The sequence below is a fragment of the Bordetella genomosp. 5 genome (assembly GCF_002261475.1).
GTDB lineage: Bacteria > Pseudomonadota > Gammaproteobacteria > Burkholderiales > Burkholderiaceae_B > Bordetella.
The window spans coordinates 130,661-154,972 of sequence record NZ_NEVN01000001.1 but is presented as its reverse complement, the minus strand read 5'-3'; the positions used below and the strand labels follow the sequence as shown (position 1 = coordinate 154,972).

The window sequence follows — 24,312 nt, the reverse complement described above, 5'->3', positions numbered from 1 at the left end:
GCGGCTTGCGTTGCCTGAATCCGGTCACCGGCCGTCACGCAGATCCGTTTGCAGTCCTTCTGTTCAGTCTCACCGTTTTACGGCCCTTGCGGGCGCCGCAGCTATACCGCGCGCGCAACGACTGTTCTTCTTGCGCAGGAAAGCATGCTCGACTCTCCTCCCCCGCTGCATCGCCATTGTCTGCTTCAGTCCGCCAACGCCGCCGAGATCAAGGATCAGGTGAGTCAGCATCTGTGGTCGCACCGCATGCGCGTGGCGCCCGGCGTCGATCTGCACTCGCGCCTGTATGGCGTTCGCTTCGGCGGCGCCGCGCTCTACGATCTGCATTACGGCGCCGCCGTCGAGATCGATGCCGGTGACATCGCAAGCTGCTATCTGGTGCGGGCCACGCTGCAGGGCAGCGGCGAGCTGCGCCAGGGCACGCGGCGTGCCGGCCTGCGCGCCGGATCACTCACGCTCTCGTCGCCGTCCGAGCACAGCGCCATCAGCATCGACCAGGATTGCCGCAGCCTCATTCTGCGGATGGAGCGCACCACGCTCGAGCGCCATCTGCAGGATCTTCTGCAACGCCCGCTGCGCCAGCCCATCGTGTTCGAGGTCGACGTGCCCGCCTCGCACCCGGGTGCGGCCGCCGTGCGCGCCACGCTCGATTATCTGTGCCAGCTCTACGCGCAGCCCTTGCCCAGCGTGTCCCGCACGCTCGCCGCCGGGTTCGACGACTACCTTGCCTCGCTATTGCTCACGCAACTGCCGCACAACCACACCCACGCGCTCGCCCAAGACCGGCGCCAGCCGCTTCCGGCCCATGTGCGCAAAGCGCGCGACTACATCGATGAGCATGCCGACGCCAGCATCGCGCTCGCCGACCTGGCCGCGCACTGCGGCGTGTCGGTGCGCACGCTGCAAAACGGCTTCGTGCGTTTCCTGGGGCAAAATCCCAGCGACTACATGCGCGGCCAACGCCTCGCCCAGGTGCATGCCGCACTGCGCGACGCGCCGGTGGGCGCCAGCGTCACCGACATCCTGCTGCGGCACGGTGTGGCGAGCTTCGGCCACTTTGCGCAGCACTATCGCAAGCGCTACGGCTGCCTGCCCTCCGACACCTTGCGGGCGGCGAGCCACTGACACCGCCACGGCGCTGCCGATTTGGAACGGCGCCTGCGCATTCCGGCCATGATCCGCGCCGGCGCGCCGATAGCATGACCCGCAACGCAACTGTTCGAGGGTCTGCATCATGCGCATCACCATCATCGGCGGCGGGCACGGCTGCTACGCCGCGGCCGCGGAACTCGCCGGCAACGGCCACGAGGTGACCTGGTGGCGCCGCGACGGCGCCGCCTTCGCGCCGCTGCGCCAGGCCGGCTCGCTCGGCGTCACCGACTACCGCGGCACGCGCACCGTGCCGCTCGGCGCCGGCCCCGGCCGCATCCAGATCGCCGACGCCCTCGCCGCGGCCGTGACCGGCGCGGCGCTCATCGTCATCCCGCTCCCCGCCACGACACACGAATCGCTCGCGCCCGCGCTGGCGCCATTGCTGCGCGACGGCCAGGTTGTGTTCCTGCCGCCGGGCACCTTCGGCAGCTACCTGTTTGCCCGGGCGCTGCGCGAGGCCGGCAACACGGCCGACGTGGCCTTCGCGGAAACCGGCACCTTGCCCTATCTGGCACGCAAGCACGGCGAACGGGTGGTGGTGAGCGCGTACGCCACGCGACTGCCGACCGGCGTCCTGCCCCGCCGCCTGTCCGAACCGGCATTCGATATCCTGCGTGCCGCCTACCCCAGCGTCGAACCCATCGAAGACGCGCTATCCGGCGCGCTGATGAACGCCGGACCGATCATTCATCCGCCGCTCATCATGATGAACGCCGGGCCGCTGCAACACTTCGAGTCCTGGGACATCCACAACGAGGGCACACAAGCCGCGATCCGCAGCGTCACCGATGCGCTCGACGCGGAGCGCGTCGCCGTCCGGCAGGCGCTTGGGTATGGCGCGCCGCATTTTCCGCTGGCGGATCACTACGCCAGAACGGGCGACGAGTGGATGTACGGCCGTGGCGCGCACGGCAAGCTCACCGACAGTGGCGACTGGCGCGAACACATCGACCTCCACACGCACCGCTACATGCTCGAAGACACGCGGCTGGGTCTGTCGTTTCTGGTATCGGTCGGCCGGTGGGCAGGCGTACCCACACCGGTGGCGCAGGGCCTGCTGAGCCTTGCCAGCGCCGTGACCGGGCGCGATCTCTATGCCGAAGGCCGCACCCTGACCGCGCTGGGCCTGGACGATCTGACGCCGGCGCAGCTGCGCGCGCTGCTGCATGACGGAGTGCCGGCATGAGCCAAGACCCGCGGTCGCTGGCCGCAAGGCCGCAGGACGCGGCCATCGCCGTGGTCGGCGTGGGCCGCATGGGCATCGGCATCGCGGTGTCGTATGCCTTCGCCGGGCTACCGGTGGCGCTGATCGATGCCAAGCCGCGCCACGCGCCGGCGCAAGACGCCGTGTTCGACGGCGTGCGCCAGGCGCTGCGCGCGGAACTCGACACGCTGGCGCAGCTGGGCCTGCTCGCACAAGAGCGCATCGACGCGGTGCTCGCCCGGATCACGTTGCACGAGCGCGATGCCGCGGCGGCGCCGTTGCGTGCCACGCCGGTCGTGTTCGAGGCGGTGCCCGAGCGGCTGGACGCCAAGCGTGACGTGTTCGGCTGGCTCGGAGAACGCATCGGCGCGGACTGCGTGCTCGCTTCCACCACGTCCACGTTTCTCGTCACCCAGCTCGCCGACGCCGCGCCGGACCCCGCGCGTTTTCTCAACGCACACTGGCTCAACCCCGCGCATCTGATCCCGCTCGTCGAAGTGAGTCCCGGTCCGGACACGCTACCCGAGGTCGTGGATGGCCTGGAAGCGGTGCTGCGCCAGGCGCATAAAGTGCCCGTCCGTTGCTCGCCCTCGGCGGGTTACATCGTGCCGCGCATTCAGGCGCTGGCGATGAACGAAGCCGCCCGCATGGTCGAGGAAGGCGTGGCCAGCGCCGAGGACATCGACACGGCGGTACGACTGGGCTTCGGCCTGCGCTTCTCGGTGCTGGGCCTGCTCGAGTTCATCGATTGGGGCGGTAACGACATCCTCTATTACGCGTCGCGCTACCTCGACGTGGCGCTGGGGCCGCGCTTCCAGGCGCCGGCCGTGATCGAACGCAATATGGAGCAGGGCCGCAACGGACTGCGCGACGGCCTGGGCTTCTACGATTATCGGGACCAGGATGTGGCCGCCTACCGGCTGCGGCGCCTGGGCGAACTGGTGCGGCGGCTCGAGGTGATGGGACACGTACCGCGCGAGGGCACGGCAACGCGGCAACCGACATGACGGCGGCGGCGGCCCGGCCGCCCGGTCGCCGCCGTCGTTACGGCGGGCTGCGCGATCAGCGGGCGCCCTGCGCCAGCGCCGCCTCCAGCCGCGTGGCGGCCTGCGCCGCGCCTTGCTCCCGCAGCGCGGCGGGTAACTGCCGCAGCTGCGCCGCCGTCAGGCCCGCGTTCAGGCTGATGCGGATGTGTGCCTGCAACTGCGGCTCCACGCCGGTCATCCCCGACAGCATGCCGACCGTGGCCAGCTCGCGTGCGTGCCAATCCAGATTGTCGCGCGCGAAGATCGCACCGAAGAGATGCGCCTTGAGATAGTGATCGATCGCGGGTGCGAACTCGAACAACGGCCCCTTCACGGGCGCGCCCGAGAGCCTGGTCTGCGTCTCGGTACCCATCGCGGTGAGGTCGGCATCCGCCGGCAAGGCCGTGGGCGGCGTGCCCTCGGTATCGGTGATGCCGCGCTGCTTGCGTGCCTGCAGCACCTTCATCAGCGTGTTGAGCGCGTTCAGACTGCGAGGAAAGCCTGCATAGGCATAGACCTGCACGAGGATCTCGCGGGTCTGACTGATGCTGAGCCCGGCATCGAGGCCGCGCTCGAGCGCGCGCTCCAGCCCCGCGATATCGCCCACCGCCGCCGTCGCGCCGATCGGCGCAATGGCGAGTTGCGCGGCCGACAGCCGCGTCGCGCTGTCGGCGGAAGCCGCCGTGGAACCACCATTCGCACCCGCGCTCGCGGCCTTCGGCGCGGCGGATTCGGCGCAGGCGGCGCTCATGCCCGCGGCCATCACGAACGACGCGAACATCGAAGCGGAACGCAATTTACTTGCCAGCATATTGCACCTCGCTCACCGGTTCGAGCCAGTCCACGGCCTTGCCGTCGAGCGCTTCATTGATCGCGATATGCGTCATGGCGGTCGTGGACGCCGCGCCGTGCCAATGCTTCACCCCGGGTGCGATCCATACGGTATCGCCGGCGCGGATCTCGCGCACCGGCTGACCCCACTCCTGGATCCGGCCCACGCCTGCCGTGACGATCAGCGTCTGCCCGAGCGGATGGGTATGCCAGACGGTGCGCGCGCCCGGCTCGAACGTGACCGTGCCGCCGCCGACGCGGGCCGGCTGGGGAGCCTGGAACAGGCTGTCCACGCGGACGGCACCGGTGAAAAAGTCGGCCTGACCTTTGACCGACGCCTGCGTGCCCGCAGACGTGACGGTCAGGGAGGTGCCGCGCTCCTGGGCGCTGACGCTCGCCGCCGCCATGGAGAGCGAGAGCGCGGTTGCTGCGATGGATTTCATGGATCGATTCCCTTCTTGTAAGCCTGGAATCGAGTGTAGAGAGCGAACCGTCTGCCGATAAGACAGTAAAATCCGCATGCTTTGGTGAATTTTGCTCACCAATATCCGGATTCATATCGCGATGGAGAACCTCAACGACCTGCGCGGCTTCGTCATGGTGGCGCACGAACGCAGCTTCACCCGTGCGGCGGCACGGCTGGGCGTGTCGCGCTCGGCGCTCAGCCATGCCATGCTGGCACTGGAGGCGCGGCTGGGCGTGCGGCTGCTCACCCGCACCACCCGCAACGTCGCACTCACCGAGGCCGGCCAACGGCTGCTCGCCACGGCCGGACCGCGGCTGAGCGAGATCGACGACGAGCTTGCCGCGCTGCGCGCACTGCAGGATAAGCCCGCGGGCACCGTGCGCATCACCGCTCACGATCACGCCATCCAGACGGTGCTATGGCCGCGCCTGAGCCGACTCCTGCTCGAGCAGCCGGGCATCAACGTCGAACTGAGCGTGGACTACGGCCTCACCAATATCGTCGCGCAAAACTTCGACGCTGGCGTGCGCGTCGGCGACATCATCGATAAGGACATGATCGCCGTACGCATCGGCCCGGACTTTCGCATGGGCGTGTTTGCCGCCCCCGCGTACCTGCGAGCACAGGCCGCGCCAGCGCGTCCGCGCGACCTCACCCAGCACCGTTGCGTGAATCTGCGCCTGCCGACCCACGGTGGTTTGTATGCGTGGGAATTCGAACGCGGCGGCCGCCAGGTGCGCGTGCGCGTGGACGGGCAGACCGTGTTCAACAACACATTCCTGATGATGCAGGCGGCGCTCGACGGCCTCGGCCTGGCCTATGTTCCCGCCGACCTCGCACAACCGCACGTCGCCACGGGCGCGCTCGCGCCCGTGCTGCAGGAGTGGTGGCCCCAGCACAGCGGCTACCACCTCTATTACCCCAACCGCAGTCCCATCGCACCGGCGCTGGCGCGGGTCGTCGAGGCGCTGCGCTACCAGCCGCCCGGCCGCAAGCCCCGCGCGCGGCGCGGCTAACCGCCCGCGGGCTCGGTGCGCGTTGCGCCCTCCGTGCCCGCCGGCGGCCCCTGCGCCGACGGCGCGCCGGACCCATCGTCCACGCCCTGGGCCTGCGCATCGCGCAGCGCGGTCAGCTCACGGGTCAGCGTGGCAATGAGGCTTTTCCAGGTTTTCGCATTCGGACCCTGCGTACGGGCATACCAGCGGCGGGCGATCTCTTCGCCCAGGTGCGGGGGCACGCACAGGTTGTCGGCAAAGGCGGCACCGATGCCACGCGCCTGTCCGAGGGTCAAGATAAGGGTTTGTCCTTCCTTCACGGCATTCTCCTGAAGTGAGCGGACAGCACCCGCCCGGCCCTGAGTCGCCGGGCGCGCGGCGCGCCGCCTCTGGCCGACTCGGCTTTCGATTAGTTGCATGGGCATGCATCTAATGGCGTAGCTGTCCGTAAGTGTGTCGCTCGCCATGCGTTGGAGGGCGCGCTGGCCCGCCGATGCATGTGAAAAGGGCTGTACTCACCCGGGCGCGAACATCGGCATCGCGGCGATCTCCAGCACCCTTCCCGGCAATAGGAAAAGCATCGATCGATAGCGGCTCATGCTGTGTCCTCCATCAGGGATTGGCGCCCATGGCTTGCATGGTTCGGCGCAATTTGCGATCCCGGCAACAAGTGCGTCGTGGGAACGCCGTGTGCGACTTGCTCCCCGCCGGCGCGGGCCGGCATTTCCATTCGAGGAGCCTTCCATGTTCATGCACAACAAACGCCTGCAATACACCGCGCGCGTCTCGCAGACCAACCCGGGTCTGGCCAATCTGCTGCTGGAGCAATTTGGCGGACCGCAGGGAGAATTGGCAGCCGCGTGTCGATACTTCACTCAGGCGGTGGCCGAAGACGATCCGGGCCGCCGCGACATGCTCTTCGATATCGCGACCGAGGAGCTGAGCCATCTCGAGATCATCGGATCGCTCGTGGCCATGCTCAACAAGGGCGCGAAGGGCGAGCTGGCCGAAGCCATCGACAGCGAAGCGGAGCTCTACCGCAAGATCCACGGCGCGGGCAACGACTCGCACGTGACGCAGATTCTGTATGGCGGTGGCCCGCCGCTCACCAATTCGGCCGGCGTTCCCTGGACTGCCGCCTACATCGACACGATCGGCGATCCGTCGGCCGACCTGCGGTCGAACATCGCGGCCGAAGCACGCGCCAAGATCGTGTACGAGCGCCTGATCAACGTCACGGACGATCCGGGCGTCAAGGAAGCGCTGGGCTTTCTGATGACGCGCGAAGTGGCGCATCAGAAGTCGTTCGAGAAGGCGCTGTACTCCATGCAGCCCAATTTCCCGCCGGGCAAGCTGCCGGGCGACCCGCGCTTCGCCCGCACGTACTTCGACATGTCGCAAGGCCCCGGAGACCAGCGCGGTCCGTGGAACAGCGACGAGAATTTCGACTTCGTCGAAGACCGCGAGCGCCAGCGTGCGGTCGACGGCGGCGACGGACAGGCGTCGGTGACATTGCAGCCCGACGAGCTGGCCGCCATGCAGGCTTATGCCTCGCGGACGGCGTCCGATCAGTCTTCGGACCCGGCCACGGGCGTGGACCTCGGCGCGGGCATGCCCGCCAAACCGGACCTGCCCTGACGCGGGCAACAGGGCGGCCGGGCATCCCGCCCGCCGCCCGATCTTCAAGGGGATCCTCATGACGGAACGTGAATATGACCGGGCGCGTGAACACGTGCTCGACTGGCTGCGCGACGCGCACGCCATGGAAGAGCAGGCCGAGACCATGCTGACGTCGATGGCCGGCCGGCTGAAGAACTATCCGGAGCTGGAGGCGCGCATCCGCCAGCACATCGAAGAAACGCGCAACCAGGCGGAGCGCGTGCGCGGCTGCATCGAGCGGCTGGGCGGCGACACGTCGATGATGAAGGACATGGCCGCCAAGGCCATGGCCACGATGCAGGGTTTCGCGGGTGCGATGGCCTCCGACGAGGTGGTCAAGGGCAGCATGTTCAGCTATGCCTTCGAGAACATGGAGATCGCGGCCTACAAGAACATCATCGCGGGGGCCCGCTTCGTGGGCGACACCGAAACGGCGCGGGTCTGCGAAGACATCCTGCAGGAGGAGCTCGCCATGTCGGCCTGGATCGACCAGCACGCCGATCAGGTGGTGGCCCAGTTTCTGGAGATGTCGCGCCGCGCGCCGGACGAGGCCAAACGTTGAGGCGTCGCGGGGCAGGGCGCCGGCTTCAGGCGGCCGGCGCGCTCCCCGCCTTGCAGTAGATGCAATCGAGGGCGCTCGCGGGCGGGTTCCGGCCGGCCGGCCCGGGCGTGACCGCGAGCGTCTTGCCGGCGGAGGCGAGCGCGCCGGCCGGATGCGAACACTCGTGCGAGAGCCACTCGCTCAGGAGGTCGTAGCTTTCCATGTTGCTGCGCCAGTTGGGCGCGCACAGGTAATAGCCGAGCGGACTCTCGAAGGTACGCCCGAATACATCGACCAGGATGCCGTTTTCGAGCTCTTTCTCGATCAGGCAGTCCGGGATCAGCGCCACGCCGAAACCGGACGACGCGGCCTGGATAATCATCGAAAACAGGCTGAAGCCCGGTCCGAACCGCGAGCGGTCGAACTCGCCGGCATAGGTCGAAAACCAATATTCCCAGGACAGCGGAATCTCGATGTGCTGCAGCAGCGTGCAGCGGCGCAGGTCTTCCAGGCTCTGAATGCCTTGCTGCGCAAGATAGTCGGGCGAGCACACCACGCGGGTCTCGCGGCCGGTCAGGTACGTGGCGGTGCCGTCCGGCCAATCGCCATAGCCGTACTGGATCGAGGCATCGAAATCGAACTCGGTGCTCTTGTAATCGGCCACGCTGTAGCGCACGAAGTTCACCGAGATGTCCGGATGCACCTCCCGAAACACGCGCAGCCGGGGAAACAGCCACTGCGCCGCGAACGTCGGCGCCGCCGACACGTTGAGCGACTTGGCCGATTGCTGCGTGGTCATCACCTGCGACGTCGCGCTCTCCAGCGTGTGCAGCGCCGGACGGATCAGGCTCAGATAGGTGGCGCCCATGCGGGTGAGCTGCAGGCCGGTCGTCGTCCGAAGAAATAGGGTATGACCCAGATAATTTTCCAGGGTGGCGATGTGCCGGCTGATGGCGCTCTGGGTCACGAACAGCTCTTTGGCGGCCTTCGAGAACGACAAATGGCGCGCGGCGGCCGTAAAGGCGTTCAGCTCGGAAATGGTAGGGCAGCGACGTCTCATCGCAGGGTATGAGTAAAGGTCATAGGGGCCTTCTTAATTGTGTCGAACACATAAGGGGAGACCCGGTATCGGACCCCCGGATTGTACCGGTAGAGTTCGCACTGCCATTTTTTTCACGCCTTGGCAACGCATTTACGTGGTTGATTTATGAAGCCGGTTATCGTCAAAAACTGCAGGATCCTCAACACCCGGACACTCGTCCTCGATGGCCCATCGAACGTGCTGCTCGAAGACGGGATGATTTCCCGCATCAGTTCCGACGAGCTGGCTCACCCCGACGCCGACGTGATCGACGCCGGCGGCAAGACCCTCATGCCCGGCATGATCGACTGCCACGTCCACGTGGTCGCATCGTCGTTCAACCTCGGCCGCGTGGCCGCCATGCCCAATGCGCTGGCGCTGCTGCGCGCCCTGCCCATCATGCAAGGCATGCTCGACCGCGGCTTCACGACCGTGCGCGACGCGGGCGGCGCCGACTGGGCACTGGCCGAGGCCGTGACCTCCGGCCTCATCGATGGCCCGCGCCTGTTCTGCTCGGGCAAGGCCCTGTCGCAGACAGGCGGCCACGGCGACTTCCGTGAGCGCAACGACGAACTCGATCCCTGCCCGTGCTCGGTCAAGATCGGCAACATCGGCCGCGTGGTCGACGGCGTCGACAACTGCCGCCTCGCGGTGCGCGAAGAAATCATGAAGGGCGCCACGCAGATCAAGGTGATGGCCTCCGGCGGCGTGGCCTCGCCCAACGATCCGATCCAGAACCTCGGCTTCTCCGAGGCCGAGCTGGTCGCCATCGTCGAAGAAGCCAACAACGCGAACACCTATGTCATGGCCCACGCCTACACGCCGCGCGCCATCACGCGCGCCGTGCGTTGCGGCGTGCGCACGATCGAGCACGGCAATCTGGTCGACCACGACGCCGCGCAGGTCATGAAGGAACACAACGCCTACATGGTGCCCACGCTCATCACCTACGAGGGCCTGGCCAAGGACGGCGAGCGCTACGGCCTGCCGCTGGACTCGGTGAAGAAGATCGCGACGGTGCGCACGCACGGCCTGCGCGCGCTCGAGATCCTCGACGAAGTGGGCGTGAAGATGGGCTACGGCAGTGATCTGCTGGGCGAGACGCACTACATGCAGTCCGAAGAGCTCACCCTGCGCGCCAGCGTGCTGGGCAACGCCAAGGTGATCCAGCAGGCAACCCTGATCGGCGCCGAAATCCTGAACCAGGAAGGGCTGCTGGGCGAAGTGGTGGAGGGCGCCCACGCCGACCTGCTGCTGATCGACGGCAATCCGCTGGACGACATCGCGCTGCTCACGCAGCCCGAGTCGATCAAGCTGATCGTCAACCGCGGCCTGCTGCACAAGAACGACTGCTGAAGTCTCCCTCACTTTTCTCGGAACTTACCCCATGTTTTCCGTTTCGGAACGCCTGGAGCGGCTACCTTTCAGCCGCTTTCACTTCAAGCTGCTGCTGATCGGCGGCCTGGGTCTCGCCTTCGAGGCCCTGGACGCCGGCATCATCGCCTTCATCATCCCGTCGCTGCGCACGCAGTGGGGCCTCACCACCGGTGAAATCGGCTGGATCGCCAGCAGCACCTACGTCGGCTTCCTGGTCGGCGCCCTGTTCGCCGGCATTCTGGGCGACCGCTACGGCCGCAAGCGGGTCATGCTGTACGCCCTGATGCTGTTCTGCGTGGCGACCTTCATCAATGCCTTCGCACGCAACTATCACGAGTTCTACATCCTGCGCATGATCGCCGGTATCGGCATGGGCGCCGAAGGCGCCATCATTGCGCCGTATCTCGCCGAGTTCGTAGGCAGCAAATACCGCGGCCGCTTCACCGGCGCGCTGGCCGGCTTCTTTTCGTTCGGCTTCGTGATGTCGGCGCTGCTGGGCTACTTCATCGTGCCCATGAGCGAAGATGGCTGGCGCTGGATCATGATCATCGCCTCCGTGCCGGTGATCTTCCTGTTGTGGTGGCGCAAGTCGCTGTTCGAATCGCCGCGCTGGCTCGAACACACCGGCCAGACCGCCGAGGCCGACCGCATCTGCACCGCGATCGAAAACGACGTGCAGAAGCACATCGGCCGCCCGCTGCCCCCGCCGGTCTCGACCCGCAAGCAGCCCGTGTCCGCGCAGCCGCAGCAGACCGCCATGCAGAAGCTGGCCACGCTGTTCTCCAAGAGCTACCTGGGCACCACCGTGCTGGTGTGGGTGTTCTGGATCACCGTGCTGTTCTGCTACTACGCCTTCCTGGTGTGGATTCCCAGCCTGCTGGTCGAGCGCGGTTTCACGATCACCAAGAGCTTCTCGTACACCATCCTGATCTACCTGGCGCAGATTCCGGGCTACTTCTCGGCGGCCTATTTCAACGACAAGGTCGGCCGCAAGTACACCATCCTGGCGTACATGCTGCTGTCGTGCCTGGCCGCCCTGGGTCTGGCCTTCGCCACCGGTGAAACGCAGATCATCCTGCTCAGCATGCTGCTGTCCTTCGGCATGAACGGCGTGATCGCGGGTCAGTACACCTACACCGCCGAGATCTATCCCACCGCGATCCGCGCCACCGGCATGGGCGCCGCCTCGGCCTTCGCCCGGATCGGCTCCATCGCGTCGCCCACCATCGTGGGGGTGGCCTACCCGGTACTCGGCTTCGGCGGCGTGTTCGCCATGATGACGTGCATCCTGCTGATCGGCGGCCTGGGCATTCTGTTCTACGGCAAAAACACGCGTGGCGTGGTGCTCGAGGAAATCAACGGATGAGCGCCGCCTTCCAGCCCTGGGCCGCGCACGCCCGCTCGCTGGCCCTGGCGCAAACGCGCGAAGGCCAGTGGGACGCGATCTCGGCCCTGCTCGAACAGGCCTTCGGCTACCAGCTGCTCACGGCCCTCGTCTACCTCGAAGACCTGCGCCTGATGCGCCGGCTCTACACCAACGACGAGACCATCAGCCCGCTGGGCGGCTTCAAGGCCACCGGCAACGGCCCCTGGTCGCGCAAGGTGCTCGACCAGGGCGAGTTCAGCGTGGCCAGCACCGAAGACGACGTGCGCACGGTGTTCTCCGAGGCCGAGTTCCTGATCGAGCGCGGTCTGCACTCCGCCTTCAACATTCCCGTTCGCCACCAGGGCAAGGTCATCGGTTCGCTCAACCTGCTCGCGGGGCGCCACGCCTATGACCAGGCCGACCTGGACCTGGCGACCGTGATCGCCGGCCTGTGCGCGCCGGTGTTTCTTCAGGCCGTGGAAGCGGCCCGCGCCGAGGCCCTGGCCGTGGACCGGACGCAGCTCGACAGCGTCTGATCCCGCGTTGCGCTTCACGCCAGCAAGACCGCCGGCCATCCCTCGGGATGTCCGGCTTTCCCGCGTCTGGCACCCCGCCGTTCCGAACCCCCGTCCCGCAATCGCTTTCGTCATTCGTGGCATCCCCGCGCCCGGCCGCTCCAAGCCCCGGCCGCGCCATCCTGCCCCTCGCATTGTCAGATGTTTGTCTCCATGAATACCGTATCGTCCTCCCCCCGCGCCGAGCGCTTTACCCACATCACGCCGCTGGCGGAGCAGACGCCCCTGCGCGCGGCCATCACGCTGGCCTGGCGCCGTCCCGAGCCGGTTGCCGTCGCGTGGCTGCTGGAGCGTGCCCGGCTGCACCCGACGCAGGCCGAGCGCAGCCAGGCGCTCGCCACACGCATCGCCACCGCCCTGCGGACCCGCAAGAGCGCGGGCGGCAAGGCCGGTCTGGTCCAGGGCCTGCTGCAGGAGTTCTCGCTGTCGTCGCAGGAAGGCATCGCCCTGATGTGCCTGGCCGAAGCGCTGCTGCGCATTCCCGACACCGCGACGCGCGATCTGCTGATCCGCGACAAGATCAGCCGCGGCAACTGGAAAGAACACGTGGGCCAGAGCCCGTCGATGTTCGTCAACGCGGCCGCCTGGGGCCTGATGCTGACCGGCAAGCTGGTCGCCACGCACAGCGAGGGCGGCATGGGCAACGCGCTCACGCGTCTGATCGCGCGCGGCGGTGAGCCGCTCATCCGCAAGGGCGTGGATATGGCGATGCGCATGATGGGCGAGCAGTTCGTCACCGGCGAGAACATGGCCGAGGCGCTGTCGCATGCGCAGTCGCTCGAAGCCCAGGGGTTTCGTTATTCCTACGACATGTTGGGCGAGGCCGCGCTCACGGCGGCCGACGCCCAGCGTTATTACAACGATTACGAGCAGGCGATCCACGCCATCGGCCGCGCCGCCGCGGGCCGCGGCGTGTACGAAGGTCCGGGCATCTCGATCAAGCTGTCGGCACTGCATCCGCGCTACAGCCGCGCCCAGGTGCAGCGCGTGATGACCGAGCTCTATCCGCGCGTGTTCGCGCTGGCCCGTCTCGCGCGGCAATACGACATCGGCCTGAACATCGATGCCGAGGAGACCGACCGCCTGGAGCTTTCGCTCGACCTGCTCGAGATGCTCTGCTTCGAGCCCGAGCTGCAAGGCTGGAAGGGCATCGGCTTCGTGATCCAGGCCTACCAGAAGCGCTGCCCCTACGTGATCGACTTCGTCATCGATCTGGCGCGCCGCAGCGGTCAGCGCCTGATGGTGCGACTGGTGAAGGGCGCCTACTGGGATAGCGAAATCAAGCGCGCCCAGCTCGACGGCATGGACGACTACCCTGTCTACACCCGCAAGCCCTACACCGATCTGTCGTACATCGCCTGCGCGCGCAAGCTGCTGGCGGCGCCCGACGCGGTGTATCCGCAGTTCGCCACGCACAACGCCCTGACGCTGGCCACGGTGTACGAGCTCGCCGACCCCGAGACCTATCACGCGGGCCAATACGAGTTCCAGTGTCTGCACGGCATGGGCGAACCGCTCTACGAACAGGTGGTGGGCCCGGTGGCCGAGGGCAAGCTCGGCCGCCCCTGCCGCATCTACGCCCCGGTCGGCACGCACGAAACCCTGTTGGCCTACCTGGTGCGCCGCCTGCTCGAAAACGGCGCGAACACGTCGTTCGTCAATCAGGTGGCCGACCACGACTATCCGATCGCCGCGCTGGTACAGGACCCCGTGGCGCAGATCGAGCAACTGGCGCAGGCCGAACGCACGCTCGGCGAGTCGCACCCGGGCATTCCCATGCCGCGCGAACTCTATGGCATCGATCGTGCCAACTCGCGCGGCCTGGATCTGGCCAACGACCAGACGCTGGCCGAGCTGAGCGCCACGCTGCGCACGGCGTCGCGCGCCTCCTACGAGGCCGGCCCGATGCTGGCGCAGGCGACCGCCGGCGACCTCGCGGGCGAGCTGCGTACCAGCGCGCCCGTCATCAATCCCGCCGACCATGGCGACGTGGTCGGGGCCGTGCGCGAAGCGTCGGCCGCCGAGGCCGACGCCGCGCTGCGCGCCGCGCATGACTACGCGCCGGTGTGGGCAGCCACGGCCACGAGCGAGCGGGCTGCGGCGCTGCTGCGCGCCGCCGACGCGATGGAAGCGGACATGGTGCCCCTGATGGGCATCCTGGTGCGCGAGGCCGGTAAAACCTACGCCAACGCCATCGCCGAGGTCCGCGAAGCGGTGGACTTCCTGCGCTATTACGCCGCGCAGGCCGGCAGCGAGTTCGACGCCGCCACGCACACGCCGCTCGGTCCGGTCACCTGCATCAGTCCGTGGAATTTCCCGCTGGCCATTTTCACCGGTCAGGTTGCCGCGGCACTCGCGGCCGGCAACACCGTGCTCGCCAAGCCCGCCGAGCAGACGCCCCTCATCGCGGCGCAGGCCGTGCGCCTGCTGTGGGAAGCCGGCATTCCGCGTGCGGCCGTACAGCTGCTGCCGGGGCGCGGCGAGACCGTCGGGGCGCAGTTGATCGGCGACGCCCGCGTCCAGGGCGCGATGTTCACCGGCTCGACCGAGGTCGCGCGCATCCTGCAGAAGACGCTGGCGCAGCGCCTCACGCCGGCCGGCCAGCCGGTGCCGCTCATCGCCGAAACCGGCGGGCAGAACGCCATGATCGTCGACTCGTCGGCGCTCACGGAACAAGTGGTGGTGGACGTCGTCAGCTCGGCGTTCGACAGCGCCGGCCAGCGCTGCTCGGCGCTGCGAGTGCTGTGCGTGCAGGAAGATGCGGCCGACCGACTGATCACGATGCTCAAGGGCGCGATGACCGAGTTGCGTCTGGGCAATCCCGAACAAATCGCCAACGACGTCGGCCCGGTCATCGATACCGACGCGCAGGCGGGCATCCAACGCCACATCGATGCCCTGCGCGCCAAGGGCCGCACGGTGCATCAGCTGTGCCAGCGCGATGCAAGCTCGCGCCAGGGCACCTTCATCGCGCCGACGCTGATCGAACTGAACGACATCGCCGAGCTCGAGCGCGAGGTGTTCGGGCCCGTGCTGCATGTGGTGCGCTACCGCCGCGCCGAGCTCGACGTCCTGCTCGCACGCATCCGCAACACCGGATACGGCCTGACCCTCGGTCTGCACACGCGCATCGACGAGACCATCGAACGCGTGGTCGACGGCGCGCATGCCGGCAACGTCTACGTGAATCGCAACATCGTGGGTGCGGTGGTGGGCGTGCAGCCGTTCGGTGGCGAAGGGCTCTCCGGTACGGGCCCGAAGGCGGGCGGTCCGCTGTATCTCTATCGTCTGCTGTCCGAACGCCCCGAGCGCGCGCTCGCGCGGCCTTTTGCGGTGCAGGCACAGAGCGCGGCACCGGATCGGACGCTTGACGCCGCCGCTTGCGCCGCGCTCGCGCAATGGTGCCAGGCGCAGGGTGTGGCGCTGGCGCGGCCCCAGCCCCTGTTCACGGGTGCCGTGTTCGAGCTGGCCGGCCCCACCGGTGAGCGCAACACTTACCGCCTGACGCCGCGCGACGCCGTGCTGTGCCTCGCCGCCACCGATGCCGACCGTCTCACGCAGCTTGCCGCGGTGCTGGCCGCCGGCAGCCGCGCCGTCTGGCCTGGCGCCGACGCGCAGGCCGCCCAGCTCTACGCTCGCCTGCCGCAGGAGGTGCGTGCCCGCGTCACGCTGGCGCACGATCCGAGCCAGGCCGCGTTCGACGCCGCCGTGCAACACGGCGATGCGGCGGCGCTGCAGGCGACGCTTGCCGAGCTGGCGCGCCGGCCGGGCGCGATCGTAACGCTGACCGGCCTCGCGCCGGGCGAAACGCGGGTGCCGCTGGAGCGCTTCGTGCATGAGCGCGCCCTGAGCGTGAACACCGCCGCGGCGGGCGGCAACGCGAGCCTGATGACGATGGCGTGAGACGGCGCGGCGGAGGTGAGCGGGGTGCGCCGTGCTCGTCGGGCCTTCCCGCCCGCCGCGCCGCGTGGTCTCAGCGATGGCGGCCGCTCCAGGGGGTCCGTTCCACGGCGTCCGTTCCACGGCGTCCGTTCCACGGCAGCCACTTCAACGGCGATGTAACAGGCACGGCGATTGCGATGAAGGCGGCTCCTCAACCCCTGGAGTGAGCCATGAGCGACGATCTGCAAAACCGCGGGCCGCAGGACCGCAGCCGCATCAATGTGCGCGAGCAATGGGAAGTCGATTACTGGACCAAAGAGCTCGGCGTATCGACAGACGCGCTGCGCGACGCGGTCACCCAGGCCGGCACCTCCGTGGAGAAGGTCAAGGCGTACCTGCAACGCAGCTGAGCGGCCAAGCCGCTGGGCGGTGGGCGCAATGCCTGCCGGCCCCCGCGCCGCTCAGCCGCGCTGGCGGATGCGCTTGAGTATCGCCAAACCGCTGGATACGGCCTGTCCCTCGGCCGTGATCTCGCCCTGCACGAACACCAGACTCGCCGTCACCCGCGTGACGCGTCCGCGCGCCTCGAGAAATTGCCCGGGCCGCGCCGCGGACAAATAGTGCGTGTCCAGCTGCACGGTCACGCAGGGCTGGCGTTGTACGGCTTCCCAGGCGATCGCACTGAGCCCCTGATCCATCAGCGTGGCAATCAGACCGCCATGCACGAGTCCCGCGCGATTGGCATGCTGCGGACCCGTGAGCAGTCCGTAGGCCCACGCGTCGCCTTCCTGGCGCGACCAGATCGGGCCCACGTGCGCCGAGAATCCGATTCCCTCGCGCTCCGTCCAGCCGGCGGCGCGCAATGCGTCGCGCGCCTCTGCCGAGGCGTCATCGTGTTGTTGCGTGTGTTCGCTCATCGTCAACTCCGCGCCGCCAGCATGTGCGACAGGCTCTGCGCCTCGTGCTGCATCTCTTTGGCCAGCGACTGCGCCTTGGCCGCGCCGAGCTGGGTCGACAGCGCCGCGGCCACCAGCGAATGCGACAGACGGCCCTGGCTGTCGAGCACCGGTACGGCCAGCACGGTCACGCCATCGATATAGTTGCCCCGGTCGATGCTGTAGCCCTTGCGGCGCGCCTGCTCCACGTCTTTGCGCCAGCTATCGATATCGGGCGCCTGATCCCAGCGCAGCGCCTTGAAGCGGCGTTCGACTTCGGCATCGCTCATGCCACCGTAGGCGGCCACCAGCCGGCCGGTGGCGCTGATGAGCGCTGGAAACCGGCTGCCCACATCCACGTGCAGGCGGAAGGGCGCATGCGAGCGCGACAGCGCCAGCACCACCATGTGATCCTGGCCCGCGATCTCCACGCCGATCGCGGTCACGTTGGCATCGCGCGACAGGCGGTCGAGCACCGGCTGCGCCAAGGCCGGAAACGGACTGCTTTCGATCACGCTGCGCGCCAGCGTCAGCATGCCCACGCCGAGGCTGTAGCGCTTGCTACCCGCATCGACCTTGACCAGCCCCTCGTCCACCAGCACGCGCAGGATGTGCAGGCAGGTGCTGGTGACCATGTCCAGCTCTTGCGAGATGGCTTTCAAGGTGAGCGGCTCGCCGCCGCGTCCGAGCAGACGCAGGATGGCGATGGCGCGCGTCACCGCGGGCACTTCTCGAATGCGCGGGCCGGGCTTCTCGCGGGCTTCGGTCACTTCAGTCATGCGCAGGAATCTCCGTTCGTCGATGGCACAGGATACGCCGGAATCCGGCGCGACCGTACCCCGACGCACTCCGGTTAATTGTATATATACAATTCATGGACGCTATTGACAATTATCCGGCCGGCGCGCAAAGTGAGCCTCACCAGCACGAGGAGCCATAACGTCATGACCCGATTGACGGAGTACCTCAGTTACGCAGATGCGCAGGCGCATTGCTCTCCCGACAAACTGTGGGAGCTGTTCGACGGCGACAAGGCGCAGATGAACATCGCACACGAGTGCATCGATCGCCACGCCGGCGCCGATCGCCCCGCCATCATCCTGGTGAAGGCCGACGGCACCGACGAAGAGATCGGCTTCGACGCACTGGCACGCGATTCCGCCCGCTTCGCGCATGCCCTCGCCGCACGCGGCATCGAACCCGGCGACCGCGTGGCCGTCATGCTGGAGCCGTCGCGCGAGTTCTACGTCGCGCTGTTCGGCGCCATCAAGCACGGCGCCATCGCGGTGCCGCTCTTCACGCTGTTCGGCCCCGACGGCATCCGGCTGCGCATCGAAGACTGCCGGCCCCGGTTGCTCATCACTAACGCCGAGAAGGCGGCGCAGGTACCGGCCCTGCCCGGGCTCGAGGTGATCGTGGCCGACGCCGGCTTTCTGCCGGGGCTTTCGCACCTGCCCGATCACTACGCGCCCGCCACGCGCGCCGACGATCTGGCGATCTTTCAGTACACCTCCGGCACCACGCGCGAGCTGCCCGATGCCGTCAAGCACACGCATCGGGCGCTGGTCACGCTGATGCTCGCCACGCTCTACGGCACCGGCGTGCGGCCCGGCGATCGGTTCATGTGTCCGTCGTCGCCCGCCTGGGGTCACGGCCTGTGGCACGGCACGCTCGCGCCGCTCGCCCTCGGCGTCACGATCGGCGCCTACGCCGGCAAATATCAGGCAGAGCGCCTGCTGCGCGCGCTGCAGGATCATCGCTTCACCAACCTCTCGGCGGCCGCCACGCACTACCGCATGATGCGCAACTCGGGCGCCGCGCCCCAGTTCCGCTATCACCTGCAAAAGCTCTCGTTCACCGGCGAGCCCATCGACAGCGAAACCGCCGAGTTCGTCGCGCAGACCTTCGGCCGGCCGGCCTGCAGCATGTACGGCACCACCGAGATCGGCGTTTGCCTGGTGAACTACCCCGGCGCACCCGACTTTCCGGTCAAGCCCGGCTCCCTGGGCAAGCCCGTGCCGGGCCTGCGCGTCGAAGTGCAGGACGCCCACGGCGCGCCCTGCGCACCGGGCGTCACCGGCGAAATCAAGCTGTGGCGTCGCGGCGCCTGGGTCCCCACCAAAGACCTCGGCCGCGTCGACGACGACGGCTACTTCTGGCATGGCGGGCGGGCCGACGACGTGATCATCTCGGCGGGCTGGACCATCAGCGCCGTCGAGGTCGAAGACGCCATCCTCAAGCATCCCGACGTGACCGAGGCCGCCGCGATCGGCGTGCCCGACGCGCTGCGCGGCCAGGTCGTAAAGGCCTTCGTGGTGGCACGTCGCCCCGGCGATGCGCAGTTCATCCAGGAAATCCAGGACGCCGTCCGCACCCAATTGAGCCAGCACGAGTACCCGCGTCAGGTGGCCTTCGTGGCCGAACTGCCCAAGACCCCGGCCGGCAAGATCCATCGCAAGAAATTGCGTGAGCAGGAAGTTGTTGCATCCCCCGCCACGGCCGCCGCCGTGCAATGACGAATAACGCTACGGAGACATCATGTTGACCCAGACGCAAACGCCCAGAAGTTTTCCCAAGATCACCGAGCGCGGGCTCGAAGAGCTGCGCGACCGCATCGGCGTCAAGATCGGCGCCACCGCCGAGCCCTGGTGCTACGAGGCCACGCGCGACAACATCCGTCATTACGCGCACGGCATCGGCGACGACAACCCTCTGTGGTGCGATCCGGAATACGCCGCGGGCACGCGCTACGGCGGCATCGTGGCATTGCCGAGCTTTCTCTTCTCGACCAGCCGCATCGTGTCGGGTTATGTGGGCGGCCTGCCCGGCGTGCATGCGATGTGGTCGGGCGCCGACTGGACCTGGCACAAGCCCGTGCGCCGCAACGACACGATCTCCACCGAGGCCCATCTCAAAGACCTGATCGAGCACCAGACCCGCTTCGCGGGCCGCGCCGTGCAGCAGATCTACCACGTCGACTTCTTCAACCAGGAGGGCGACAAGGTGGCCGAGGCCGACAGCTGGTGCTTCCGCACCGAGCGCGACCATGCCCGCGAGCAAGGCAGCAAATACAAGGAAGTGCGCGCGCGCGAGCCGCGCCGTTACAGCGAAGAAGAGATCCGCGAGGCCTACAAGCTCTATGCGCAGGAAGAGGTGCGCGGCGCCAACACGCGTTACTGGGAAGACGTGACCGAAGGCGAGGAGCTGCCCGTGCTGTTCAAGGGCCCCATGACCGTCACGGGCTTCATCGCCTTCGCGCAGGGCTGGGGCGGCCTGTACATCCGCGCCAACAAGATCGCGTGGCAGTTGATCGACGCGCACCCCGGCGTGGGCATCACCAACCGCTTCGGCATTCCGGACGTGCCCGAGCGCGTCCACTGGGAAGAAGACTTCGCGCTCGAGGTCGGCGCGCCGGGCGCCTACGACTACGGTCCCGAACGCAACTCCTGGCTGACGCATCACCTCACCAACTGGATGGGCGACGACGGGTTCCTGCGCAAATCGCATTGCAAGATCCGCCGCCACAACCCCGAGGGCGATATGCTGTTCTTCAAGGGCCGGGTCAAGCGCAAGTACATCGAAGACGGCAAGCACCTGGTCGAGATCGAGCAGGAGGCGCGCAACCAGGATGACGAGCTTTCGGTACTCGGCACCGGCGTGGTGGAGCTGCCTTCGCGCGGCTGACCCGCGTCTTTGCGGACGCCCCGGCATCGCCGGGGCCCCGGACACCCCGGCTCGCGCCGGGGCCCATCGCTTGGAGGCGACCATGTCCGAAGCTTCCGTACCGCAGACCGGCGCGTTGGCCGGTCTGAAGATCGTCGATCTGTCGCGCGTGCTGGCCGGGCCGCTATGCACGCAGATGCTGGCCGACAATGGCGCCGACGTCATCAAGATCGAACCGCCGTCGGGCGACGAGACCCGCACGCTGGGCCCGCCGTTCGCGGCCTCGGGCGACGCCGCCTACTTCGGCGCCGTCAACCGGGGCAAGCGCGCGCTCTCGCTAGATCTGGCCCACCCCGAGGGCCGCGAGGTGCTTCTGCGCCTGCTCGACGACGCCGACGTGCTGGTCGAGAATTTCATGCCCGGCACCATGGCGCGCTGGGGCCTCGATTACGAGCAGGCGCTGGCCGAGCGCTTTCCGCGCCTCATCTATTGCGCCATCTCCGGCTTCGGCGACACCGGGCCGCTGGGCGGCCTGCCGGGCTACGACGCCATCCTGCAGGCCATGTGCGGGCTCATGAGCGTGAATGGCGAGCCATCCTGCGGGCCCACCCGCATCGGCATCCCGATCGTGGATCACCTGACGGGCTACACCGCCATGACCGGCATTCTGATGGCGCTGGTCGAACGCCATCGCAGCGGGCGCGGCCAGCGCGTGGAGGCCACGCTCTTCAACACGGCACTCAGCCTGCTGGTGCCGCATGCGGCCAACTGGATGGAATCGGGCCAGGCGCCGCGTCTGCTGGGCAGCGCACATCCCAACATCGCGCCGTACGACAAGTTTCAGTGCCGCGACGGCCCGGTGTTTCTCGGCATCCTCAACGACCGGCAGTTCCGGCGATTCTGCGACTACCTCGGCCTGGCCGAGGTGCTGGCCGACGAGCGCTACGCCCACAACGCAGGCCGCCTGGCGCATCGCGACAGTCTGCGCGAGGCGATCGAAGCGGCGCTGCGCGACCGGGACCGCCAGGGGCTGTGTCAGGCCTTGATGGGGCTGGGCGTGCCGGCGGGTCCGGTCAATACCGTGCCCGAGGCGTTCGCGCAGCCGCATGCGGCCGCGATGCGCGTCGACGGCGACGGTTATCACGGCGTGGGCCTGCCGAATCAGCTCTGCCGCACGCCGGGCGCCCCGGGCCGCGCGCCCCCGCGTTACGCCGAACACACCGAGGAGATTCTGCAGGAGGCCGGGTACGACCCGGACCGCATCGCGCAATTGCGCGCGTGCGGCGCCTTGCCGTCCGCCACCTAGACGTGGCGGCGGGTAGCACAACAAAAAAGCCTGATCCATCCACCCGGAGACAAATCATGAAATCACTGTTGAGCGCGGCGCTGCTGGCCGCCGTGGCCTGCCTGCGGCCCGCGTGGGCCGACACCTATCCCGCCAAACCCGTGCGTGTCATCGTGCCGTATCAGGCCGGGCAGGGCACGGACGTGGCGACGCGCTTCCTGGCCGAACATCTGGGCCGCGCATTGGGCCAGACCTTCGTCGTCGAAAACCGCCCCGGCGCGGGCGGCAACATCGGCACCGCCGAGGTCGGCCGAGCCCACGGCGACGGCTACACCATTCTCATGGGCACCAACGGCACCCATGTCCTGAACCAGTATCTGTACAGCACGCTGCCGTTCGATCCCGAAAAGGACTTCGAACCGGTGATCCTCGTGAGCTCGTTCCCGATGGTGTTGCTCACGCCGCCGGGCTCGCCCTACAAATCGCTGCAGGACCTGCTGGCGGCGGCACGCGCCAAGCCCGACGCGGTGGATGTGGGGCTGCCGAGCACCACCGCGCGGCTGGTGCTGGAGCTGCTCGAAAAGCAGACCTCCACGCGCATCGCCGGTATTCCGTACAAGGGCTCGAGCACCGCCATGACCGACCTCATCGGCGGCCGGGTCGGCGTGGCCGTCGATACCGTGAGCGCCTCGCGCGCCTTCATCGATAGCGGCAAGCTCATCCCGCTCGGCGTGACCTCGCTCAAGCCATCGGCCCTGCTGCCCGGCGTGCCGTCGGTGGCGGGCCAGGGTGTCGACGGCTTTCAGGTGATCGCATGGAATGGCGTATACGTGCCACGCGGCACGCCGCCCGCCGTCGTCGCCACGCTCAACGAGGCGCTGGCGAAGATCCTCAAACAACCCGATGTGCGCAAACGCCTGCTCGAACTGGGCCACGAACCCGCCGGCGGCTCCGCCGACGAGCTGCGCCAGTTCGCACAGAGCGAACGCAAGAAGTGGGCGCCGCTCATCAAGGAAGCGGGACTGAAGGCCGACTGAGCGACGAAGCCCGCCCGGGCGTCGGCCGGGCGGGCCGCGGGCCGCCGCGCAACGGCGCGGCGCTCGCTCGATGTGGCCTTACACGTAGCAGGGCCCTTCGATGAGCGGATGCCTGGCGATGAAGTCTTCGTCGATGCGCAGACCGATGCCCACGCCATCGAGCGGCCGCACGCAGCCGTCGGCATCGAGCTCGTACGGCAGGCGGTCGGCAAGTTCGTCGCGGAAAGGATTCAGCACCGTGACGTCGGCCTCGAAGTAGCCGGGGTTGTCGATGCCGCAAAGGTAATGGATGCTGGTGGCCATGTTGATGGCCGTGGCCGAGGTATGCGGGTTGATGCTGAGCTTGAGCGCCGCCGCCATGGCCGCAATGCGCATGGCCTCCGTAACGCCCCCCGTCTTCGACAGATCGGGCTGGATCGCGGTTACGTGACCCGCCTGCATCAGCGGCCCGAACTCATAACGCGTGTAGTGGTTCTCGCCCGCCGCCAGCGGCACGCGGCCCAGCCTCGCGGCGCGCGCATACGCATCGTGATCGTGCGCCGGGAAGGGCTCCTCGAGCCAGCCCACGCCCAGCGCCTCGAACGCGGGCATCACGCGGCGCACATCATCCAGGCTGTAGCCGGTGTTCGCGTCCACCAGCAGTTCGATGTCGTCGCCAAAGGCCTTGCGCACGGCCTCCACCCGCTCCACGTCGCGTTTGGGCGAATCGCCCACCCGCAGTTTGAGCGCGCGATAGCCGAGCTCGACCAGTCCGCGGGCCTCGTCCACCAGCTGCTGCGTGGGCTGCCAGCCGAGCGCGATGCCGCCGGCATAGGCCTTCACCGGCTTGGCCGATCCGCCCAGCAGGCGGTACAGCGGCCACTGCGTGACCTGCGAGCGGATATCCCACAGCGCCAGATCCAGGCCGCTCAACGCCAGCGCCGCCGCCGCGCCCATGCCATGGCTGGCGAACTGCATCTTGAGCACGCGCGCCGTCACTCCGACGTTGTCGAGCGCATCCATGCCGAGCACCAGCTCGCGCAAGGTGGTGTCGATCAGGCGCGCGATCGCGCCCGGGCAACGGCCGTGATGCGCTTCGCCCCATCCCGACACGCCCTCGTCGGTCGTCACGCGCACCAGCACCGCGTCGCGCTTCACGCTGCGGCCGATGCCCAGCCGCACCGAGCGGTTCTCCGGCACCGGAAAGGAGATCGGGACGGCCTTGATATCGATGATCTTCATGAGAGCTCCGAAAGGAA

22 protein-coding genes are annotated in these 24,312 nt (G+C 67.9%); 15 read left to right on the top strand and 7 right to left on the bottom strand.

The window, feature by feature from the left end; translation table 11 throughout:
• Window positions 1-144 precede the first annotated feature (144 nt).
• From CEK29_RS00780 to CEK29_RS00770, 3 genes are all read left to right on the top strand, one after another.
• Window positions 145-1,125 (top strand): AraC family transcriptional regulator, encoded by a 981-nt coding sequence (locus tag CEK29_RS00780; RefSeq protein WP_094857085.1) that lies wholly within the window; start codon window positions 145-147, stop codon window positions 1,123-1,125.
• Between the two features lie 109 nt (window positions 1,126-1,234).
• Window positions 1,235-2,338: an NAD/NADP octopine/nopaline dehydrogenase family protein gene (locus tag CEK29_RS00775; protein WP_094857084.1), complete on the top strand. Its 1,104-nt coding sequence runs from the start codon at window positions 1,235-1,237 to the stop codon at window positions 2,336-2,338.
• On the top strand, window positions 2,335-3,363 hold the full coding sequence (locus CEK29_RS00770; protein ID WP_094798318.1) for a 3-hydroxybutyryl-CoA dehydrogenase: 1,029 nt from the start codon (window positions 2,335-2,337) through the stop codon (window positions 3,361-3,363). The genes CEK29_RS00775 and CEK29_RS00770 overlap by 4 nt, the downstream gene beginning before the upstream one ends.
• 55 nt (window positions 3,364-3,418) lie before the next feature.
• Here the strand turns inward: CEK29_RS00770 and CEK29_RS00765 are convergent, their stop codons facing one another.
• Window positions 3,419-4,177: a carboxymuconolactone decarboxylase family protein gene (locus CEK29_RS00765; RefSeq protein WP_255176031.1), complete on the bottom strand. Its 759-nt coding sequence runs from the start codon at window positions 4,175-4,177 to the stop codon at window positions 3,419-3,421.
• A gap of 1 nt (window position 4,178) precedes the next feature.
• Window positions 4,179-4,655, bottom strand: coding sequence for a (R)-mandelonitrile lyase (locus CEK29_RS00760; protein WP_094857083.1), 477 nt, complete (start codon window positions 4,653-4,655; stop codon window positions 4,179-4,181).
• A 115-nt stretch (window positions 4,656-4,770) separates the two neighbouring features.
• On the opposite strand from CEK29_RS00760, the gene CEK29_RS00755 reads away from it, so the two are divergent.
• A complete protein-coding gene (locus tag CEK29_RS00755; protein ID WP_094798715.1) occupies window positions 4,771-5,694 on the top strand; it encodes a LysR family transcriptional regulator in 924 nt (307 codons plus the stop codon).
• On the opposite strand, the gene CEK29_RS00750 is transcribed toward CEK29_RS00755, so the two are convergent.
• Window positions 5,691-5,969 carry a hypothetical protein gene (locus CEK29_RS00750; protein WP_094857082.1) on the bottom strand — a complete coding sequence of 93 codons (279 nt, stop codon included), beginning with the start codon at window positions 5,967-5,969 and terminating at the stop codon, window positions 5,691-5,693. The genes CEK29_RS00755 and CEK29_RS00750 overlap by 4 nt on opposite strands.
• 448 nt (window positions 5,970-6,417) lie before the next feature.
• Between CEK29_RS00750 and CEK29_RS00745 the strand changes: the two genes are divergently transcribed.
• Window positions 6,418-7,311 carry a manganese catalase family protein gene (locus tag CEK29_RS00745; RefSeq protein WP_094798315.1) on the top strand — a complete coding sequence of 298 codons (894 nt, stop codon included), beginning with the start codon at window positions 6,418-6,420 and terminating at the stop codon, window positions 7,309-7,311.
• A gap of 58 nt (window positions 7,312-7,369) precedes the next feature.
• The gene (locus CEK29_RS00740; protein WP_094798314.1) at window positions 7,370-7,894 is read left to right on the top strand and encodes a ferritin-like domain-containing protein; all 525 of its coding nucleotides are present in this window, start codon (window positions 7,370-7,372) and stop codon (window positions 7,892-7,894) included.
• Between the two features lie 25 nt (window positions 7,895-7,919).
• On the opposite strand, the gene CEK29_RS00735 is transcribed toward CEK29_RS00740, so the two are convergent.
• Window positions 7,920-8,903 carry a LysR substrate-binding domain-containing protein gene (locus tag CEK29_RS00735; RefSeq protein WP_094798714.1) on the bottom strand — a complete coding sequence of 328 codons (984 nt, stop codon included), beginning with the start codon at window positions 8,901-8,903 and terminating at the stop codon, window positions 7,920-7,922.
• A 177-nt stretch (window positions 8,904-9,080) separates the two neighbouring features.
• Here CEK29_RS00735 and CEK29_RS00730 point away from each other — a divergent pair, with 177 nt between their 5' ends.
• The 5 genes from CEK29_RS00730 (at window position 9,081) to CEK29_RS00710 (ending at window position 16,564) form a co-directional block, all read left to right on the top strand.
• Window positions 9,081-10,310, top strand: a complete 1,230-nt coding sequence (locus tag CEK29_RS00730) for a metal-dependent hydrolase family protein (RefSeq protein WP_094857081.1) — start codon at window positions 9,081-9,083, stop codon at window positions 10,308-10,310.
• 31 nt (window positions 10,311-10,341) lie between these two features.
• On the top strand, window positions 10,342-11,697 hold the full coding sequence (locus CEK29_RS00725) for an MFS transporter (protein ID WP_094857080.1): 1,356 nt from the start codon (window positions 10,342-10,344) through the stop codon (window positions 11,695-11,697).
• Window positions 11,694-12,233: a GAF domain-containing protein gene (locus tag CEK29_RS00720; RefSeq protein WP_094857079.1), complete on the top strand. Its 540-nt coding sequence runs from the start codon at window positions 11,694-11,696 to the stop codon at window positions 12,231-12,233. Before CEK29_RS00725 ends, CEK29_RS00720 begins: the two co-directional genes overlap by 4 nt.
• 192 nt (window positions 12,234-12,425) lie before the next feature.
• Complete coding sequence (gene putA, locus CEK29_RS00715; RefSeq protein ID WP_255176030.1) at window positions 12,426-16,175, top strand: trifunctional transcriptional regulator/proline dehydrogenase/L-glutamate gamma-semialdehyde dehydrogenase; 3,750 nt, start codon at window positions 12,426-12,428, stop codon at window positions 16,173-16,175.
• Between the two features lie 209 nt (window positions 16,176-16,384).
• The gene (locus CEK29_RS00710; RefSeq protein WP_094798309.1) at window positions 16,385-16,564 is read left to right on the top strand and encodes a DUF3606 domain-containing protein; all 180 of its coding nucleotides are present in this window, start codon (window positions 16,385-16,387) and stop codon (window positions 16,562-16,564) included.
• A gap of 51 nt (window positions 16,565-16,615) precedes the next feature.
• On the opposite strand, the gene CEK29_RS00705 is transcribed toward CEK29_RS00710, so the two are convergent.
• On the bottom strand, window positions 16,616-17,071 hold the full coding sequence (locus CEK29_RS00705) for a PaaI family thioesterase (RefSeq protein WP_094857077.1): 456 nt from the start codon (window positions 17,069-17,071) through the stop codon (window positions 16,616-16,618).
• A 2-nt stretch (window positions 17,072-17,073) separates the two neighbouring features.
• The gene (locus CEK29_RS00700) at window positions 17,074-17,868 is read right to left on the bottom strand and encodes an IclR family transcriptional regulator (RefSeq protein ID WP_094798307.1); all 795 of its coding nucleotides are present in this window, start codon (window positions 17,866-17,868) and stop codon (window positions 17,074-17,076) included.
• 165 nt (window positions 17,869-18,033) lie between these two features.
• Here CEK29_RS00700 and CEK29_RS00695 point away from each other — a divergent pair, with 165 nt between their 5' ends.
• The 4 genes from CEK29_RS00695 (at window position 18,034) to CEK29_RS00680 (ending at window position 23,074) form a co-directional block, all read left to right on the top strand.
• Window positions 18,034-19,605, top strand: coding sequence for an acyl-CoA synthetase (locus tag CEK29_RS00695; protein ID WP_094857076.1), 1,572 nt, complete (start codon window positions 18,034-18,036; stop codon window positions 19,603-19,605).
• Between the two features lie 22 nt (window positions 19,606-19,627).
• Window positions 19,628-20,773, top strand: a complete 1,146-nt coding sequence (locus CEK29_RS00690) for an FAS1-like dehydratase domain-containing protein (RefSeq protein ID WP_094798305.1) — start codon at window positions 19,628-19,630, stop codon at window positions 20,771-20,773.
• 82 nt (window positions 20,774-20,855) lie between these two features.
• Window positions 20,856-22,058, top strand: a complete 1,203-nt coding sequence (locus CEK29_RS00685; RefSeq protein WP_094798304.1) for a CaiB/BaiF CoA transferase family protein — start codon at window positions 20,856-20,858, stop codon at window positions 22,056-22,058.
• 56 nt (window positions 22,059-22,114) lie between these two features.
• Entirely contained in the window at window positions 22,115-23,074 is a 960-nt protein-coding gene (locus tag CEK29_RS00680) for a Bug family tripartite tricarboxylate transporter substrate binding protein (RefSeq protein WP_094857075.1), read from the top strand.
• A gap of 78 nt (window positions 23,075-23,152) precedes the next feature.
• On the opposite strand, the gene CEK29_RS00675 is transcribed toward CEK29_RS00680, so the two are convergent.
• On the bottom strand, window positions 23,153-24,295 hold the full coding sequence (locus CEK29_RS00675; protein WP_094798302.1) for a mandelate racemase/muconate lactonizing enzyme family protein: 1,143 nt from the start codon (window positions 24,293-24,295) through the stop codon (window positions 23,153-23,155).
• Window positions 24,296-24,312 lie beyond the last annotated feature (17 nt).

Bases quoted from the DNA above. Each gene is read 5' to 3' on its own strand.
- CEK29_RS00770 (WP_094798318.1), top strand. From the start codon at position 2,335: ATGAGCCAAGACCCGCGGTCGCTGGCCGCAAGGCCGCAGGACGCGGCC.
- putA (WP_255176030.1), top strand. From the start codon at position 12,426: ATGAATACCGTATCGTCCTCCCCCCGCGCCGAGCGCTTTACCCACATC.
- CEK29_RS00745 (WP_094798315.1), top strand. From the start codon at position 6,418: ATGTTCATGCACAACAAACGCCTGCAATACACCGCGCGCGTCTCGCAG.
- CEK29_RS00685 (WP_094798304.1), top strand. From the start codon at position 20,856: ATGTCCGAAGCTTCCGTACCGCAGACCGGCGCGTTGGCCGGTCTGAAG.
- CEK29_RS00780 (WP_094857085.1), top strand. From the start codon at position 145: ATGCTCGACTCTCCTCCCCCGCTGCATCGCCATTGTCTGCTTCAGTCC.
- CEK29_RS00730 (WP_094857081.1), top strand. From the start codon at position 9,081: ATGAAGCCGGTTATCGTCAAAAACTGCAGGATCCTCAACACCCGGACA.
- CEK29_RS00680 (WP_094857075.1), top strand. From the start codon at position 22,115: ATGAAATCACTGTTGAGCGCGGCGCTGCTGGCCGCCGTGGCCTGCCTG.
- CEK29_RS00705 (WP_094857077.1), bottom strand. From the start codon at position 17,071: ATGAGCGAACACACGCAACAACACGATGACGCCTCGGCAGAGGCGCGC.
- CEK29_RS00690 (WP_094798305.1), top strand. From the start codon at position 19,628: ATGTTGACCCAGACGCAAACGCCCAGAAGTTTTCCCAAGATCACCGAG.
- CEK29_RS00720 (WP_094857079.1), top strand. From the start codon at position 11,694: ATGAGCGCCGCCTTCCAGCCCTGGGCCGCGCACGCCCGCTCGCTGGCC.
- CEK29_RS00695 (WP_094857076.1), top strand. From the start codon at position 18,034: ATGACCCGATTGACGGAGTACCTCAGTTACGCAGATGCGCAGGCGCAT.
- CEK29_RS00775 (WP_094857084.1), top strand. From the start codon at position 1,235: ATGCGCATCACCATCATCGGCGGCGGGCACGGCTGCTACGCCGCGGCC.
- CEK29_RS00700 (WP_094798307.1), bottom strand. From the start codon at position 17,868: ATGACTGAAGTGACCGAAGCCCGCGAGAAGCCCGGCCCGCGCATTCGA.
- CEK29_RS00740 (WP_094798314.1), top strand. From the start codon at position 7,370: ATGACGGAACGTGAATATGACCGGGCGCGTGAACACGTGCTCGACTGG.
- CEK29_RS00710 (WP_094798309.1), top strand. From the start codon at position 16,385: ATGAGCGACGATCTGCAAAACCGCGGGCCGCAGGACCGCAGCCGCATC.
- CEK29_RS00725 (WP_094857080.1), top strand. From the start codon at position 10,342: ATGTTTTCCGTTTCGGAACGCCTGGAGCGGCTACCTTTCAGCCGCTTT.
- CEK29_RS00675 (WP_094798302.1), bottom strand. From the start codon at position 24,295: ATGAAGATCATCGATATCAAGGCCGTCCCGATCTCCTTTCCGGTGCCG.
- CEK29_RS00760 (WP_094857083.1), bottom strand. From the start codon at position 4,655: ATGAAATCCATCGCAGCAACCGCGCTCTCGCTCTCCATGGCGGCGGCG.